General features: G+C 52.2%; 12 protein-coding genes. 5 read left to right on the forward strand and 7 right to left on the reverse strand.

Annotation, left to right across the window (positions count from 1 at the left end):
* Positions 1-226 precede the first annotated feature (226 nt).
* The 4 genes from Q4E40_RS14160 to Q4E40_RS14175 form a co-directional block, all read right to left on the reverse strand.
* Positions 227-1,282, reverse strand: coding sequence for an efflux RND transporter periplasmic adaptor subunit (locus Q4E40_RS14160; RefSeq protein WP_303413048.1), 1,056 nt, complete (start codon positions 1,280-1,282; stop codon positions 227-229).
* A 17-nt stretch (positions 1,283-1,299) separates the two neighbouring features.
* On the reverse strand, positions 1,300-2,652 hold the full coding sequence (locus tag Q4E40_RS14165; RefSeq protein ID WP_303413049.1) for a TolC family protein: 1,353 nt from the start codon (positions 2,650-2,652) through the stop codon (positions 1,300-1,302).
* Between the two features lie 69 nt (positions 2,653-2,721).
* The gene (locus Q4E40_RS14170; RefSeq protein ID WP_303413051.1) at positions 2,722-3,183 is read right to left on the reverse strand and encodes a GbsR/MarR family transcriptional regulator; all 462 of its coding nucleotides are present in this window, start codon (positions 3,181-3,183) and stop codon (positions 2,722-2,724) included.
* A 110-nt stretch (positions 3,184-3,293) separates the two neighbouring features.
* Positions 3,294-3,734, reverse strand: a complete 441-nt coding sequence (locus Q4E40_RS14175) for a DinB family protein (RefSeq protein ID WP_303413053.1) — start codon at positions 3,732-3,734, stop codon at positions 3,294-3,296.
* A gap of 278 nt (positions 3,735-4,012) precedes the next feature.
* Here Q4E40_RS14175 and ligD point away from each other — a divergent pair, with 278 nt between their 5' ends.
* On the forward strand, positions 4,013-5,569 hold the full coding sequence (gene ligD / locus Q4E40_RS14180; RefSeq protein ID WP_303413055.1) for a non-homologous end-joining DNA ligase: 1,557 nt from the start codon (positions 4,013-4,015) through the stop codon (positions 5,567-5,569).
* Between the two features lie 167 nt (positions 5,570-5,736).
* On the opposite strand, the gene Q4E40_RS14185 is transcribed toward ligD, so the two are convergent.
* Positions 5,737-7,341, reverse strand: a complete 1,605-nt coding sequence (locus tag Q4E40_RS14185) for an alpha-amylase family glycosyl hydrolase (protein ID WP_303413056.1) — start codon at positions 7,339-7,341, stop codon at positions 5,737-5,739.
* Between the two features lie 479 nt (positions 7,342-7,820).
* Here Q4E40_RS14185 and Q4E40_RS14190 point away from each other — a divergent pair, with 479 nt between their 5' ends.
* Positions 7,821-8,051: a hypothetical protein gene (locus tag Q4E40_RS14190; RefSeq protein WP_303413057.1), complete on the forward strand. Its 231-nt coding sequence runs from the start codon at positions 7,821-7,823 to the stop codon at positions 8,049-8,051.
* Position 8,052: 1 nt separating this feature from the next.
* On the opposite strand, the gene Q4E40_RS14195 is transcribed toward Q4E40_RS14190, so the two are convergent.
* The gene (locus tag Q4E40_RS14195) at positions 8,053-8,400 is read right to left on the reverse strand and encodes a GNAT family N-acetyltransferase (RefSeq protein ID WP_303413059.1); all 348 of its coding nucleotides are present in this window, start codon (positions 8,398-8,400) and stop codon (positions 8,053-8,055) included.
* A 102-nt stretch (positions 8,401-8,502) separates the two neighbouring features.
* Here Q4E40_RS14195 and Q4E40_RS14200 point away from each other — a divergent pair, with 102 nt between their 5' ends.
* Complete coding sequence (locus Q4E40_RS14200; protein WP_303413061.1) at positions 8,503-10,671, forward strand: glycoside hydrolase family 97 protein; 2,169 nt, start codon at positions 8,503-8,505, stop codon at positions 10,669-10,671.
* A gap of 125 nt (positions 10,672-10,796) precedes the next feature.
* The gene (locus Q4E40_RS14205; protein WP_303413063.1) at positions 10,797-10,991 is read left to right on the forward strand and encodes a hypothetical protein; all 195 of its coding nucleotides are present in this window, start codon (positions 10,797-10,799) and stop codon (positions 10,989-10,991) included.
* A gap of 50 nt (positions 10,992-11,041) precedes the next feature.
* Here the strand turns inward: Q4E40_RS14205 and Q4E40_RS14210 are convergent, their stop codons facing one another.
* A complete protein-coding gene (locus Q4E40_RS14210; RefSeq protein WP_303413064.1) occupies positions 11,042-15,508 on the reverse strand; it encodes a DUF7619 domain-containing protein in 4,467 nt (1,488 codons plus the stop codon).
* 179 nt (positions 15,509-15,687) lie between these two features.
* Here Q4E40_RS14210 and Q4E40_RS14215 point away from each other — a divergent pair, with 179 nt between their 5' ends.
* Complete coding sequence (locus Q4E40_RS14215) at positions 15,688-16,125, forward strand: acyl-CoA thioesterase (RefSeq protein ID WP_303413065.1); 438 nt, start codon at positions 15,688-15,690, stop codon at positions 16,123-16,125.
* Positions 16,126-16,332 lie beyond the last annotated feature (207 nt).

A 16,332-nucleotide genomic window follows, 5' to 3' on the forward strand; every position in this document is an offset into this window, starting at 1 on the left:
TTCTCCTGTAGTATGTCATCCTCCTGCCCCCTTCAAAGGGGGACTTGTTTGCAAGTTCAATTCACCTCTTGGGAGGGGCAGGGGTGTATATTAGCTTTAGCTTAACCTCTCTTCAACCAAGTTCCTTTCAGAATGACAAATGCAATCTAATGGACCAAAGTCCCCCTTGGGGGTAGGGGCCCTCGACAAAGAAGGGGGCAGGGGGATGACAATCGTGCACCAATAACTATTTCAGCACCGTTACTTTCATGCCTTCACGCAGGTTGATCTGGCCGCTGCGCACTACTTGCTCTCCTGGCTTCACACCGTCCAGAATCTCTACTTTGTCCTGCGTTACCACACCCACACGTACCGGACGCTGGCTGGCCTGTCCGTCTTTCACCACATACACCAGTGGGTTCTGGATGCTGCCTACAAGCGCCTCACGCGGCAACAGCATGGCGTCGCGCTGGTCGGCTATGTCGAAGAAAGCGGTACCATACATACCGGCGCGCAGGTTGTTGTTAGCGGCATTTTTCACTTCCACTTCCACGTCAAACTTCAGGGTAGGGTCAGCCTGAGCAGCAATGGCGGTCACGATGCCTTCATACTCCTGGCCGGAACCGGCATCGGCTTTCACTTTCACTTTGTCTCCTTTGTTGATCAGCAGTACTTCACTTTCAGAAGCTTTCACTTTTAGCTTCAGCTTGTCCACGTTCACGATGTCATACAGCCTGGTGCCTGTGTTCAGGTATGAGCCAACTTCCACATAGATCTCGTTGATCTCGCCGCTGATGGGGGCAGTAATGCGGGTCTTGGTCAGACGCTGACGGGCAGCTACAAGCTGTCCTTCTGTAGCCTTTGCGTTCAGACGGGCATCTTCCAACTGGCGTTTGGTGATCGCATCGCCTGCTGCCAGGTTCTCAAAACGCTCCAGGTCACGCTTGGCTTTCTCGGCGTTGGTTTGCGCGGTGGCCAGGTCGGCGGCCATGGTGTTACTCTCAACCTGTAACAGCAGTTCGCCTGCCTTCACTTTGTCACCTTTGCGCTTGAGCACGCTTTTGATCTGGCCCTGTGTTTCAGACAGCAGCGTCAGGCTCTGGATCGGGGCGAAGTTGCCCTGTGCCGTAAAGGACTTGTCGAGTTTAGCAGAAGCTACTTCGGTAATGGTCACAGGTATAGCATCGCTCTTGATGGAGGCAACGGCGGCGTTGGCTGCCATCTGCTCTTTGTTGCTCATCAGCTTGAAGCCTATAGCGCCCAAAATCACGATTACGACTACGATATAAATCAGCTTTTTCATTTTGTTGTTTGTGATGCTTATTTAATTAATGTGTTTAGGTCGCCGGTAGCTTTCAGGTAGCCGAGTTGGGCCAGCTGGTACTTCAGCATTTCGTTGTTCAGATTTGTTTTGGCTTCGCGCAGGCTCACTTCGGCCTCCAGCAGATCGGTCAGCGGAGAGATGCCTTCCTTGTAGAGGTCGTTGGTGGTGTCGTATACCTCCTGGGCCAGGGCCACATTCTGCTCCTGCGCCGCAATGGACGACGAGCTGTTCTGCAGCTGGCTGATAGAGTTCTCGAGCGCCACTTCCAGGTTCTTGGTCAGCTTCTGGCGATCTGCCTCCAGCGACTTGAGTGTGTACTCTGTCTGCTTAATCTGGGAGTGCTTGCGCATACCGTCGAAAATTGGGATGTTGAGCTGAACGCCTACAATGGCTGTTTTAAACCATGGCATGTTCGTGTCGAAGAAGTTGAACTCCTTGCGCATGGCGTTGTACTGGTAAGTGCCTGTTGCCGCCAAAGTAGGGTAGTAGCCAGCCTTGATGTTCTGCATCTGCAGATCAGTCAGCTCAGCCTGCTTGTTGAGCAATTCCAGTTGTGTCTGTCCCTGCACCAGGTCTTTGCTGCTGTTAAAGGCCGCAGCGCCTGTGTCGAGCGTGATGGCAGCGTCTGTCAACGCGATGCCCTCTTCCAGCGGCATGCCCATGAAAAACTTCAGGACATTCATTTGCTGGTCAAGTGCACTGGTCAGCGTCTGCAGTTGCGTCTCCAGGTTGGTCTTGTTCACCTTGATGCGGTTCACATCCACCTTGCGGGCCAGGTCGTTTTCGTACTGCAGCTGAAGGATTTTGCCCAGCTGCTCCAGTCGTGCCAGGTTGGCATTGATGATCTGGAATTGCTCCTTCGTCTGCAGGATCTGAAAATAAGAAGAGCTCACGTTGTACATTACTTCTTCTTCCGTCATGGTCTTACGCAGGCGGTAAAGGTCTTCGCTGCTCTTGGCTGCTTTCAGGCCTACAAAGTAAGACTGGTTGAACAACAGCTGAGACAGCTGTATACCGCCGTTTGCGTTGTATTTGGTACCGAACTGCACCGGGATCATCTCGTCAGGCTTTCCCTCGAACACGTTCGGGATCACCTGCACGGGTATGGCAGGGTACATATTAAAGTTACCGAAGGCATTCACCTGCGGCAGCCCATTGCTCTTCGCCTCCTTCACCATGTATTTGGCGCTCAGTTGGTCATACGAAGCCTTTTGCATGTCTTCGTTATGCTCCAGCGCATAGGTAATGGCCTCCTGCAGACTCAGCGTCCGCACATCGGGCTTCTCCTGCGCCACCACCGGCTTCACGAAAAGCATGGCCAATCCGACTACTAAATATTTGATTTTCACGTTGTTGGTTTATTGTGTTTAGATGTAACTAGTAAGTTCAGGAAAGAGTGAACTATAGAAATAAAAAAATTATTTTCGGCTCTTCTCCCACTCTTCAATCAGGGAGGGCATTCTGTTTTGCATGTAGTCCATGAAGCTGATAAAGTCGTTAAGCTTGGCGTCATAGATCGGATTATCGCGCTTTCTTACGTCCAGCGCGCGTTTCAGCAATCCGTTGAGATAGCTCAGGTCTTCCATCCTCTTTAAAAAGAATTCACGCCAGTTAGAGGACTTGATGCGGAAATAGCGCTTGCGGTCGCCTGGGAACGTGGTATACTCAATGTTTCCTGTATTAAGCAGCATGTTGAGCGCATTGCTGGTAGCGCTTTTGCTGATGGAGAGTGCTTCGCTGATCTCATCAAAGGTGAGTTCCGCGCGGTCAGAAACAAGCAGCAGCCCCATCACCCGTGCCACAGCGGGCTGAAAGCCGTTGTTCTCCTGATAAACACCAAATTCCTCGATCAGGCTAAGCTGTTGTTCACTAAGAATCATAGTATACCTTCCTTTTAGAGTATTAACGCAACAAAGGTAATAGATGGTTTCATTAGTTCATAATTTACAGAACTAAAATTTTGCTATTATTTCATAATTAAGATGGAGCGTTATTCCAGGATCCGGCGCAGGTAGTTGATCTGGCCCAGGTGATAGTTTAAATGACCGCTGATGTGTAGCAGGAAAAAGCTGACAGTCATTTGATAGCCGAGCACCTGCTCTGGATAGGGCGCTTGCAGCTGCTCCGGCGTGAGGTGCGCCAGCGTTTGGGCTATGGTATGTTTCACCTTCGTGATCTGCTCCAGCAATTCTTTTTTGGAAACGTTCCGAAGGCTGAATTCCGCGTCCCGGTTCCGTATATAGCCGCTCCTGCCCAGTATAGCTCCGATATAATTGCTCAGGTTGCCGACCAGGTGCAAACAGAGATTCCCGGCCGGATTGGTAACATGGCCTTTTACTTTCCAAAGGTTTTCCTCCTGCTCAAATGCCCGGATCTCTTCAGAAAGTCTATCCAGGTCGCGTGTAATGATTAAGCTTATTTCGTTGTTCATAATTGCTTCAAAGTGGGCAGTTGGCTTTTTGTTTGGCCTTGTTATAAGACTTCTATTGCAATAAACGAATGCCTCATCTTTACGTTTTAGGCTAGTAGCGCACCCTTATGTTTGTCTTTATATATAAATCGATGAAAACAATTCGGAAAGAGTCCCCTGGCTGCAAGTTGAAGAAAATATACGATGACACCGCTTACCGCGTGTATCACCCGTGCATGAAGGATAAAGGCGGGAAGGTAGATATTGCTACACTCTTACTTCACTCTTCCTGATTAGCTATGAGCCTGGAAAAATATAATAAGAAGCGGAACTTCGGTGAGACGCCGGAGCCCGCCGGGAAGGAGGGACACGGCAAAGGAAAACTGCGCTTTGTAGTACAGCGGCATGAGGCTTCTACCCTGCATTACGACTTCAGACTGGAAATGGAAGGTGTACTGAAAAGCTGGGCAGTCCCCAAAGGACCCTCGCTCAACCCCACCGATAAACGCCTGGCCATGGAAGTGGAAGACCATCCTTTTTCGTACCGCACGTTTGAGGGCGTGATACCGGAAGGCAACTACGGTGCCGGCCGGGTAGCTATCTGGGACGAAGGGACCTACCACGCCGCCGAAACCGATGATCCTGCAATGGAGGAGGAGTATTTGCTGCGTGGACTAGAGGAGGGCAATATCAAGTTCGTGCTGGAAGGAAAGAAGCTGCGGGGTGAGTTTACCCTCATCAAAATGAAAGGGCGGCAGAAGGGAGCCTGGCTGCTGGTGAAAAAGAAAGATGAAGCGGCGGTGACAGAAGCCTATGACAGTGAAGATCATCTAGGTGATATCAGTATGACCAAACCAGCTAAACCGGCTAAAAAGGCTACTGCTGAAAAAGCTACGACAGCAAAGAAATCACATAAATCCTCGCCTGAAAAGAGCAGCAGAGACGATAGCAAGGAAGAGAAGGAAATTGAGGGACAGACCGTTTCTTTCAGCAACCTGGATAAATTTTACTGGCCAACGGAGGGACTCACAAAAGGGGACTTGATCGCCTATTACCAAGGTATAGGCGACGTGCTGCTGCCATACCTGCAAGACCGGCCGCAGTCGCTGCTGCGGCATCCGAACGGGGCCGAAAAGCCGGGCTTCTTCCAGAAAGACATCGACCATACCCCTGACTGGGTACGCACTGTGGCCCTCCATGCAGAGTCTACGGGGAAGGAGGTCGATTACCTGGTGTGTGACAACAAGGCGACGCTGGCCTACATGAACAATCTGGGCTGCATACAACTTAACCCTTGGAACTCTCGATTAGCTAATCTGGAAAAACCGGATTACCTGGTCATTGACCTGGACCCGGATGAGAACCCCTACGATGAAGTAATCGAAACCACACTTGCGACCAGGGAGGTGCTGGACAAGGCCGGAGCCGCCTGCTATGTTAAAACCTCCGGAGCTACGGGCATGCATATTTACGTGCCGCTGGGAGCCAGGTATACCTTTGAGCAAGCCAAGCAATTTGCGCAATTAGTGGCCCAAAAGGTGCACGAACAGCTGCCTACGCTGACCAGTCTGGAGCGTAACCCGAAATCTCGTAAGGGTAAGATCTACCTGGATTTTCTGCAGAATGCTATTGCGCAAACGGTGGCTGCCCCTTACAGCGTCCGCCCAAGGACAGGCGCCCCGGTTTCGGCCCCTCTCCGTTGGGAGGAAGTCAAGCCAGGACTACGGCCAACTGATTTTACGATGCTGAACATGCCGGATAGAATACGCCAGTTAGGTGATATCTTAAGTGGCGTGCTGGGAGAGGGAGTGGATCTGGAGGCATGTCTGAAGAAACTCGAGCCAACACAAACGTAATTATTGACTATTCGCTTGTAACTCCTGCACGCCCGCTTACACCTATACATTAGCAAAGGCATCTGCTGTATTGCAGATGCCTTTGCTTGATCGGGCTTACGCCCTTATTCGTAGCTGCTTTAGCCTGCCACTGTTATTTTAGGACGGCTGCTATACCTAGTTCAGGATTATTTCAGCCGGATGATCATCCCTTCATCGCCGCTCAGGCTGACGTGCTTGCTGACCGTGGCACCTTCCCGCTCGGGCAGGGTGTCGATCTCGATGGTGCCTTCGAAGTTGAAATGCTCCGGTGCGAAATGACAGGGCTTGTGGCTGAGGTTGAGCAATATCAGAAAGCGCTGATCTGAGGTATAGCGCAGGTAGGCCAGAAGCGGACTGCTGGCTACCACCGGCCGGTAGTCCCCGATGTGCAGGGCAGGTTCCTCCTGTCTTAGTTTGATCAGGCGTTTGTAAAGGGCGTAGATCGAGAATTCATCTTCCAGTTGCGTCTTCACATTCACGCGGCGGTAATCTTCGGGCAGCCGCAGCCAGGGCTTGCTCTCGCTGAAGCCAGCGTTTTCGCTCCTGTCCCACTGCATGGGGGTGCGCTGCGGATCGCGGCTCAGGTTAAGACCGGGCATGTTAAGTCCCTGCGGGTCCTGCACCTCGTCCGGCGGAATGGGCACGTCACGCATGCCAATCTCGTCTCCATAATAAATGGTTGGTGTTCCGCGCAATGTCAGCAGGAGCATGGCCGCCACACGGGCCTGTGCCTTGCCCACCCGGCTCGTGATGCGGGGCTGGTCATGGTTGCCCAGTACCCAGTTCGGCCAACCGCCGTTCGGCAGGGCGCCTTCGTATTGGTTGATGTTCGATGAGATTTCCGTGGCATCCCAGTCGATGGAAAGCAGCAGAAAGTTAAAAGGCAGGTGCGCCCCGCTCTTGTCGGTGCCGTAGTAGGTCATCAGTTTGTGGATGGGTAGGTATATTTCCCCGATCATCATGCGCTCATCGTAGCTGTCGAGCACTTTACGCATCTTGTGCACGATATCATGGACCTCAGGCTGGTCAGTGGAGTAAGCAGGTATAAGCTTTTCGTACGTCGCCTGGTGGGCTTTGTAGTGTGGGTTCACCGGGTTGTCGCGCAGCTGCTCGTCTTTGATCATGTGCCACATCACGTCCACCCGGAAGCCGTCCACGCCTTTGTCGAGCCAGAAGCGCATCACATCCAGCATAGCCTCCTGCACCTCGGGGTTTCGCCAGTTCAGATCAGGTTGTTCTTTCAAAAAAGCGTGATAATAGTACTGTTGCGTATGCTCGTCCCATTCCCAGGCACTTCCGCCAAACATGGCAAGCCAGTTATTCGGCTCAGATCCGTCTTCATTGGCATCTTTCCAGATGTACCAGTCGCGCTTTGGATTGTCTTTAGAAGAGCGGGATTCCTTAAACCAGGGATGCTCATCGGAAGTATGGTTGGGCACAAGGTCCAGGATCAACTTCATGTCCCGGTCGTGCACGGCCTGCAGGAGTTCATCGAAGTCGTCCATGGAGCCAAACAATGGATGGATGTCGCAGTAGTCTGATATGTCGTAGCCAAAATCGGCCATGGGAGAGGAGAAGAGAGGAGATATCCAGATAGCCTTTATACATAGTGACTTGATATGTTCGAGCCGTTGGATGATGCCCTGCAGGTCACCCACACCATCGCCGTTACTGTCCTGATAAGAACGTGGGTAGATCTGGTAAATGACTCCTTCCTGCCACCACAGGTGTTTTTGCTGCGTGTCTTTCATAGTATTTGGTTTGCGAATTGGCCTCAGGCCGGTACACAGTTGAAATAATGTCTCATGTACGGGAAACTCTCTGGAGAGTATAGCTTAAATGGGTCACAGTCTCTATAGGGTAAAAGTAGATGATTATAATTCCCTCGCCAGAAGTGAGTGTCTCTTAGCTCCTTCGGATTTATCAATCCGAAGTATGACTGTTGAGGGTCTCCAGACTCGCATGCTTCACCTTTGGGAATACAGGAGTTAGCAAAACCCTACTGTGTACTTTCGGATTGGAAAAGCTGAAGGAGCCTGTAAGCGAGCCCAGGCAGAGGCTAAAAGAACAGGCGCCCGGCGCCAGGTAGCCAACAACCCGAAGGCTTTGTGACAAGCGCAGCGTTTATGGGCCGGCCTCACCACTGGTGATCAGACACAAGCTAGGATGCACACGTCATTTTTCAACCACACCTGAAGGACTGCGTTATAAATAGCTGATAAAGAAAACCATGGAGCAGACTTTCTCATCCTTCCTGACTGGCTTGGGCCTCATCAGCATTATTATAGGCATCGTGCTGCTGGTTTTTGCTGTATGGAGCGTAATCTGGTCTTACCACGATGCCCGGCGCCGGGGCAAGTCCCCCTGGCTGGTGGCCCTGATGGTCCTGCTCATGGTATGGCCGGTTGGTCTGATCATCTGGTTATTGCTCCGGCCGCAAAAAACAGAACAACAGGTATAGGCTAGTCCCAATTCACAATGGCGTCGTATTCCTTGTGGCGTTTTACGTAGGCTTCTACCACCGGGCAGGAGGGCACAATCATGCATTTGCAGGCCTGTGCATGTTCCAGTCCTTCTTTTACTAATCTGTCGGCTATACCCTGACCGCGATGCTGCTCGGGCACAAAGGTATGGTCGAAGTCCATATGCCCCTGATCGGTAATGGAATAAGTGAGCTCAGCCTCGCCGCCTTCCAGGATGATATAAAAGCGGGTGTCTTCTTCGTCGTGAATGATTTCCATGGCGATGTATAAGTCGTTTGTGCAGGTATACGACCTCCCGGTGGAAGGCGTTGGAAACGCTTCTTCCATACTATTCGATTTTTAATGTATTTTGCAATCAGAAAAAATATAACCTGTGGCGGACTGACAGAGTACAATCAGCTGTTCTTCACCATACACCCTTTATAAGATATGCATCAAAACACTAACCTGATCGGTCGCATTTACAGGCGACTATCCCTCTTCACATTCCTGTTCCTGATCACCTGGCTGGTGCAGGCGCAGACCATCACCTCGCCGGACAAAAACCTGTCGATGACCTTTGAACTGGCCGCAAACGGGGTGCCCACCTACCAGCTCACCTACAAAAAGAAACCTGTGATCAAGCAGAGCAAAATGGGCTTCGAGATGAAGGACGTGCCCTCCATGATGAACGGATTTACGGTAGCCAAGACCGAGCAAAACAGCGTGAACGATACATGGGAACCAGTATGGGGTGAGCAGAAAACTATCCGCAATAACTACAACGAGCTGTTGGTAACGCTCAACCAAAAGGAGCACAAGGACCGCCACATCCAGATTCGCTTCCGATTGTTCAACGACGGATTGGGCTTCCGCTACGAATTCCCGCAACAGGATGAACTCAAGTACTTCATTATCAAAGAAGAGCACACCGAGTTCAATCTGACCGGCGACCACAAGATCTTCTGGATTCCGGGTGACTATGACACCAACGAGTATGCCTATACCACTTCGCAGATTTCCCAGATACCGAACCTGATGCAGAAGGCGACGATCGATGTGCATGCCCAGTTCCCGATCAAAACACTGGCGGTGCAAACGCCTTCCATGATGAAGTCTTCGGACGGACTGTATATCAACATTCACGAAGCTGCCCTGCTCAACTATCCAGCCATGCAGCTGAACGTGGACCCGAAAACCTTTAAATTCAGCTCGCACCTGACACCGGATGCCGTGGGCAACAAAGGCTATATGCAAACCGAAACGCATACACCCTGGAGAACCATTGTCGTGAGCGACAAAGCCACTGACATTCTGGCCTCCAAACTGATCCTGAATCTGAACGAACCGACAGAATACGAAGACGTGTCCTGGATCAAGCCGGTGAAGTACATCGGCATTTGGTGGGAGTATTTTGTGGCTGGCAAGAGCACCTGGGCCTATGGCAAGGAGACCAATGTAAAACTGACCGACGACTTCACCAAATTAACACCGAACGGACGCCACGGTGCGACGACTGAGAATGCCAAGAAGCATATCGACTTTGCGGCTGAGCATGGCTTTGACGCGGTGTTGATCGAGGGTTGGAACATCGGCTGGGAAGACTGGTTCGGCAACTGGAAAGAAGAAGTTTTCGATTTCGTGACAGCCTACCCTGACTTTGACGTGAAGGAGGTACAGAAGTACGCGGAGTCGAAGGGCGTTCGCGTGATGATGCACCACGAAACCTCCGCCTCTGCCACCAACTACGAGCGCCGCCTGCAGGACGCTTTCCAGTTTATGAAGGACCACGGGTATAATTCGGTGAAGACCGGCTATGTAGGCAAGATTATCCCAAGAGGCGAGCACCACGACGGGCAGTGGATGGTGAACCATTACAACCACGTGGCCCGCACGGCGGCCAAGTACAAGCTCATGATCAACAGCCACGAGGCAGTTCGTCCGACTGGTCTGCACCGTACTTTCCCGAACTGGCTGGCGCAGGAGTCAGCACGTGGCACTGAGTTCGAAGCGATGGGTGGTTTGGCCCCGGACCACGCGACGATCCTTCCGTTTACCCGCCTGATGGGTGGCCCGATGGACTATACGCCGGGTATTTTCCAGACGGACCTTTCGTACTACCACGGTGGAGAGCAGCGCGTGAACACGACGCTGGTGAAACAGCTGGCCTACTACGTGACCATGTACAGCCCGCTGCAAATGGCTGCTGACATTCCGGACAACTATACCCGCTTCCCGGATGCTTTCCAGTTCATCAAAGACGTAGCCGTGGACTGGGACGACACCTGGGTGCTGGAAGCTGAGCCGGGTGACTATGTAACGATCGCCCGTAAAGCGAAAGGTAAGAACGAGTGGTACATTGGAGGTATCACCGATGAGAACACCCGTACCGCTAACATCCGCTTCGACTACCTGCCAAAAGGCAAAACTTACATCGCGACCATTTATGCTGATGCCAAAGACGCCAGTTGGAACAAGAACCCGCAGAAGCATGAGATCCGCAAGGTGCTGGTAAATTCGAAGAGCATATTGAAGCAGCCATTGGCTTCTGGCGGCGGTGTAGCAGTGAGTGTGAAGGAGGGAAGCAAGCAGGAGCAGAAGGGATTGAAGAAGCTGTAGTTGCTATACCTGATATAATAGAAAAGCGCCGTGCAGAAATGTACGGCGCTTTTTTTTGCTGCAATCGAATTATTTTAAGGTATAGTTTGTATCTTATTGATATGTAAACTTTTAGCCCATTACCTATGAATCCAGACGAATTTGAAGAAAATTATACCCAAATCCTTCAGACGCTTTTAAAAGCCTTTGCAAACAGCTCCGCAGTCGAACCCGAAAAGTTCTACGGCCTGGCCAATGTCATAGAAAAGCTGCGCGATGCCAGCCCTGCCCTCTACGATGCTATCCAATCGTTAGAAGACGAAAAGCGCGAAGTCGCTTAGTTGATAAACCAGACTGACGGTGCTGCAGTAGCCCTGCACGAGCAAGTTTGTTACAGCACCGTCAGCTTTTTGGTGATCATCCCTCGTTCCGTCTGAATTTGAAGGAAGTACAGGCCAGCTTTAGCAGCCGGCAGACTGATCTCCACTGCTTCCGGTCTTGGTCCGGTGATGTGCGTTTGGTGCAGGCGTATGCCAAGGGCATCGTATACCTCGATCAGTTGCACATCAAAATCGGCGTGGCGCAGGCTCACGGTGAACTTTCCGTTATTCGGGTTCGGGTACACGGTGATTGCTTCGGCCGGCATCAGTTCCTCTATCACAAAATCGGAGCTGCTGTGGGTTTGTCCGCCGAAGCCGGTGATGGTCACCTTGCCGGTGCTGGCTCCGCGCGGCACGCGCACCTTATATCTGTTTTCAGCGCCTTCTAGCACCAGGGCTTCCTGCCCGTTAAAAGTAATTTTATCCCCCAGTCCCATAATGCCGAAGTGCTCTCCGGTGATCTCGACCACGGTGCCCACTGTACCCTTAGCAGGTTGCATGGTAGCGAATCTCGGGCCCGGAATTACTTCGAAGTTGGTGGCAGTAGTGGCCTTCCCGCCTGGAGTCTCTACAGAGATCAGACCGGATTCGGCGCCTTCTGGCACCCGCACTACTAGCTGCTTTGGACTAGCCTCCTGCACCTGCGCCAGCGCCTTCCCGAAACGCACCTGATTGCGTGCTTTGTCAGTGGCGAAGTGCTCGCCCGCGATCGTGATGCTTGCACCCACAATGCCGGTCTGTTTGCTCAGACCTGAGATGCCAGGTGCGTACCACACGGTATAGGTCGCGCTGCTCAGGGCCTCGCCACCTTTGGTGTTGATCTGGAATTGGGCAGTAGTGGCTTCTGCCGGCACGCGCACCGTTATCGCGCTACCGCTACTGCTCAGGATCTCGCAGGTCAGTCCGCCCAGTCTGATGCCTTCGATCATTTCTGCTTGCAGGTGCTCGCCCGTAAGCGTTACGGTCTGGCCGACCATGCCTTCTACTGGACTGAAAGAGGTGAGGACGGGCGGCTGGTATACCTGGAACTTATCTGAGGAGGTCACGCCTCCGTCTGGCGTAATTACTTTGAGCGCGCCTGTTGTAGCGCCTGCCGGCACCAGCACTTTGAGCTCGGTTGCACTGGCGCTCACGACGGTGACTGCCTTGCCATTTAGGTATACCTTGTTGCCGTCTGGCTTAGAGGCAAAACGCTGGCCGGTGATAGTAACCTCACTGCCAAACTTGCCATCCGCTGGCGCAAAGCCCGTTATACCTGGTGTGGCAAGCACATCCTCCAGGTTTACGCGTACGGCTTCGTTGATCACCGGCGGCATGTCGTAGATGCGGTTTTGGGTGACGTTGGTGCGGATCGGGGAGTTGAAGTCGAAGAAGATGTCGGCAAAGTTCTCCACCAGGGTCTTCTCCGCGAGGTCCGCCTTTGGCTTTATGCTGAACTGGATGTAGCCGTGACTGCCGGGCTCGTTGGCCGTAGAGTCGGGCAGCATGATGTTGTCGAAGGTCCAGGTCAGTACTGGTTGCCCCTTGCCTGAAACCTCCACGCGGCTCGGGTGGGAGGTGGCCCCCAACTGCAGCGTGCTCAGGTCCAGGTGCTCGGAGAGCGTATCGACCACCACGATGCGGTAGGCCACATCAGTGCCCGTGTTCTGGAAGCGGATCTTGTACTTGAGGGCGGTGTTCGTCGGCGTATAGAATTCCTCGGTGCGTCCTACCGGGGTCACTAGTTTGTCGTTGGGGTCGTAAGAGTCGGTGATCAGCATGCACTCCGTAGACTTCTCGGCTTCCTCGTCGTCGGTAGGCAAAAGGTTGATCATGCCTGTGCTCACCGAGCTTGCTGCTTCGCCAGGGCAGCCCTCGATGGTGACGCTGACGGTGGTGTTGTCGCCGTTGCCGGTTGGCTGGTCTGCCTCCAGGCGCCAGGTATAGCCCAGCGATGGCACCCACAGCACGAGGCTGTCGCCGGCGGCCAGGCGGAACTGCTCCTGCGAAGCCAGCTCACCGTTCGCAAACTTGCGGAACAACTCGTGCTGGTCCATGTCGGCAGTGCCGGTGTTGCGCACCACAAAGCGGATCATGCCCAACTCGGCATTACAGCGGCCGGTAATGGAAACGGTCGGGGTGGGTTCAGCCGGTTTGTTGTTGGAGGGTGTGATCCAGGCGCGGGTGCAGACCGTGCGGCCGCGCACCAACTCGTTGCCACAGGTTACCAGGTCTTGTATGGTGATGGTGCCGCTTTGGCCAGCTGTTAATTCACCGACTGAAAATTGGTATGTGCCGTCCGGCAGGCGGGTATAGGGTTTGTCGGCTGAGAGCAACTCTACTTCGCTGGGCAATTGCAGGTATACCTTGGCGTCTGGGGCGGTGGCATGGCCTATATTGGAATAATGAAGCATGGTGGAGCTCTCAAAGCAGCGGCGACGGCGAGTCGAGGAAACGCTGACGGAAAGGTAAGGGGAAAGGGTGACGCGGTTTGCGAAATTTCTACCTGTCACCGAACTTCCTTTTGTGGCTATGGTAACAGTATGTGGAGACCCAGCCTCCGGCGACACTTGTTCGATAAAAGAGTTGGCCCCAAGTACCGGCAATACCTGGATCACTTTGTAAGTACCCACCTGTTCTATGGGCACTCTGTATCTTCCATATGCATCAGAGAAACCGAAAACAGAGCCTGGCTCCACTCTTACCGGTATACCTTTTATACCTGGCTCGTTTGTATCCTGTATGCTGTTTAAGTTGGTATCCTGAAATACGGTGCCGGATATGTAACTCTCTACCGGAATGGACTCCCTGTTCAGGATGAGTAATTGGCTATCGTGGAGCAGCCCGGCCAACACAGTGCTTCCTGCGCCGTTAACTGAAATCAGGTCTGCAGAAACTGGCAGATGTTCCCTTAGATTTCCCTCATTGTCAAATACTTCCACCGAGTTCCCGGCCACATAGACGTTTCCTGCTTTATCAACTTCTATACTTTGTGGTATGTTAATTTCCACGATTTTTCTTCCCCTGGTCTGGTACTGGAAAAGTAGTTGACCAGCGGCATCATATTTGTTTACCTCATACACCGCCTCCCATGGGAAACGCTGGCTCAGGATGATAATAACATAAAGATTGCCAGTAGCATCCACCGCAATATCCTGAAAAACGGGGTTGGGGTAAGAGGAGTCAATTCCGTTTAAAGCAGTCACCTTAAGAAGCTTGCCTTTTCTGTTATATTGGGCAACCCTGCCGTTTGTTAACACATACAGGAAATGATCAAGCCCGGCGGTTAATCTTTGTCTGCTCCAGGCTACAGCAGCAGGTATAGGCTCAAAGCTTGAGATGAAGCCCCCGGCTGGACTGAACATCTTTACGGACATGCTATCTAAAACATAAAGCGATCCATCATGAGCGGTCGCGATATCCTGGATGATACCAAAGTCAGCTTCCGGACTGCCATTGCCTATTTCTGATAGCTTTATGCCCTGGCGGTTATACTTTTCAATTTTGCGGGAGTTACTGTTGGCTAAGTACAGGTAGTGACCTGCACTGTCTGCCTCCATGGCTGTCACACTAAGACCTGTTAGTGCAGGGTCAAGTTCGCCGAAGATGGCCTCCCGCTCACCTGTAGGCCAGAGTTTGAACACCTTCCCATGTTGCGGTTTTCCTGTAAGGCTGCCACTGGATGATACATAAATGTACCCTTCCTTGTCAATGCCGATACCCAGGCTTTCGTTGGGTTGTACGCCTGGTAATCGGAGGTTCAAATGGAACTCACCATCAATAGTAAATGTATAAACGGCGGCATTAGAGGCATCTGCTACATGTATTATACCGGTACTGCTCACCTCAACACCTGTAGGTCGGCCAAAGGCCGGGGCTCCGTTTCCGGGAGTTGTATAGGATGCAAGCTGCTGCCCCGTCGCGCTATACTTCACAATGCGTTTGTTTCCTGTGTCTGCCACATACACTGCGCCATCAGGCCCAACGGCCACATCTGTTGGGGTGTTAAGAGAATTTAGCTCCAGCAGAAATTTGCCTTCGTTCGTGAATTTCCGGACCACATGCTTCGTCACGTCTGTGATATAGATGCTCCCGTCCGGTGCCACAGCAATCCCCTCCACGGCGGATCCGGTGTACGCGTTGATCAAGTAGTTTTGGAACTTGTGTAATAAGTTACCTTCCTGGTCGTACTTGTAAAGGTAAAATGAGTAGGAGTCCCAGACATATAAGTTACCGGCAAGGTCTGTAGCCACTGCGCGTGCGCGTCCCTGGTAGGGTACATCGGCTGTCTGTATATCCTTGATGAAGTTGCCTTCTGAATTCAGTACCCTGACCTGGTAACTATTGGCAACATATATTTCTCCCGTCTGGGCTACTGTTACGCCTACTGGTGTACTTAGCGTGTGCCCAATTATGTAAGACGGTATAAGCGCATCCTGGGAATGGCTGTCGTGCTGGAAAAAAAACAAGAGGGCAAACAGGAGTAAAGCTGTTCTCATAGGCAAAAGTAGAAAATCGTATGGTGCTGTAAATGTATGTATTAAAGCTTAGATATAGAATATCATGAGCTCCTTCACAACATGATTTTAGTAAAAAATACCCTGTGTTATACCTGCAAAGCCTAACTTTGCCACCCTGACATCGTTATCAGTTCGATGCCACTAAAACCTAACCAAACATGCCCCATACCTACACCGGAAAAGTAATGTGGTCGCACCTGGATGCGAACATGCACATGCGCCATTCTGCCTATGCTGATTTCGCCGCGCAGGCCCGTATCGAAGCCCTGGATGAACTGGGGATGGACATGAAAACCTTCCAGCGCCTGCACATCGGTCCGATCCTGTTCAAGGAGGAAACCACGTACCTGCGAGAGGTGGGAGTAAATGAGGAAATCACCATCCAAACAGAACTGACAGCCAGCCGCAAGGACGGTTCCCGCTGGGCACTGCGCCACGAACTGTACAAGGCCGATGGCGTGAAGGCAGCCGTGATCAAAGTAGAAGGCGCCTGGATTGATGTCTTGAAGAGAAAGCTTGCGGCACTGCCGGAAGAACTGGCGCAGCATTTCATGGAGCTGCCGCGCAGTGCCGATTATGTGGAGCTGGAGGGGTAGGGGTATACCTACCATAACTGGACTGTCCAGGTTTACTGCCCTCGCTCGCGTCCCGCGAGTATGAGGTATGTGGTGGCGGGACGCCACTTAACACAGGTATAAGGTAAAGCGGCCAGAGGCCGCCCTATAGCTCACACTCGCGGGACGCGAGCGAGGGCGACAGACAGTAGAAGTCGCCTTAAGGAGCCGTTTATGTGAGAGGGTGGC

Source organism: Pontibacter coccineus (assembly GCF_030546575.1).
In the GTDB taxonomy this organism is placed as follows: Bacteria; Bacteroidota; Bacteroidia; order Cytophagales; family Hymenobacteraceae; genus Pontibacter; species Pontibacter coccineus.

Bases quoted from the DNA above. Each gene is read 5' to 3' on its own strand.
- Q4E40_RS14170 (WP_303413051.1), bottom strand. From the start codon at position 3,183: ATGATTCTTAGTGAACAACAGCTTAGCCTGATCGAGGAATTTGGTGTT.
- Q4E40_RS14185 (WP_303413056.1), bottom strand. From the start codon at position 7,341: ATGAAAGACACGCAGCAAAAACACCTGTGGTGGCAGGAAGGAGTCATT.
- Q4E40_RS14200 (WP_303413061.1), top strand. From the start codon at position 8,503: ATGCATCAAAACACTAACCTGATCGGTCGCATTTACAGGCGACTATCC.
- Q4E40_RS14215 (WP_303413065.1), top strand. From the start codon at position 15,688: ATGCCCCATACCTACACCGGAAAAGTAATGTGGTCGCACCTGGATGCG.
- Q4E40_RS14195 (WP_303413059.1), bottom strand. From the start codon at position 8,400: ATGGAAGAAGCGTTTCCAACGCCTTCCACCGGGAGGTCGTATACCTGC.
- Q4E40_RS14210 (WP_303413064.1), bottom strand. From the start codon at position 15,508: ATGAGAACAGCTTTACTCCTGTTTGCCCTCTTGTTTTTTTTCCAGCAC.
- ligD (WP_303413055.1), top strand. From the start codon at position 4,013: ATGAGCCTGGAAAAATATAATAAGAAGCGGAACTTCGGTGAGACGCCG.
- Q4E40_RS14190 (WP_303413057.1), top strand. From the start codon at position 7,821: ATGGAGCAGACTTTCTCATCCTTCCTGACTGGCTTGGGCCTCATCAGC.
- Q4E40_RS14160 (WP_303413048.1), bottom strand. From the start codon at position 1,282: ATGAAAAAGCTGATTTATATCGTAGTCGTAATCGTGATTTTGGGCGCT.
- Q4E40_RS14175 (WP_303413053.1), bottom strand. From the start codon at position 3,734: ATGAACAACGAAATAAGCTTAATCATTACACGCGACCTGGATAGACTT.
- Q4E40_RS14205 (WP_303413063.1), top strand. From the start codon at position 10,797: ATGAATCCAGACGAATTTGAAGAAAATTATACCCAAATCCTTCAGACG.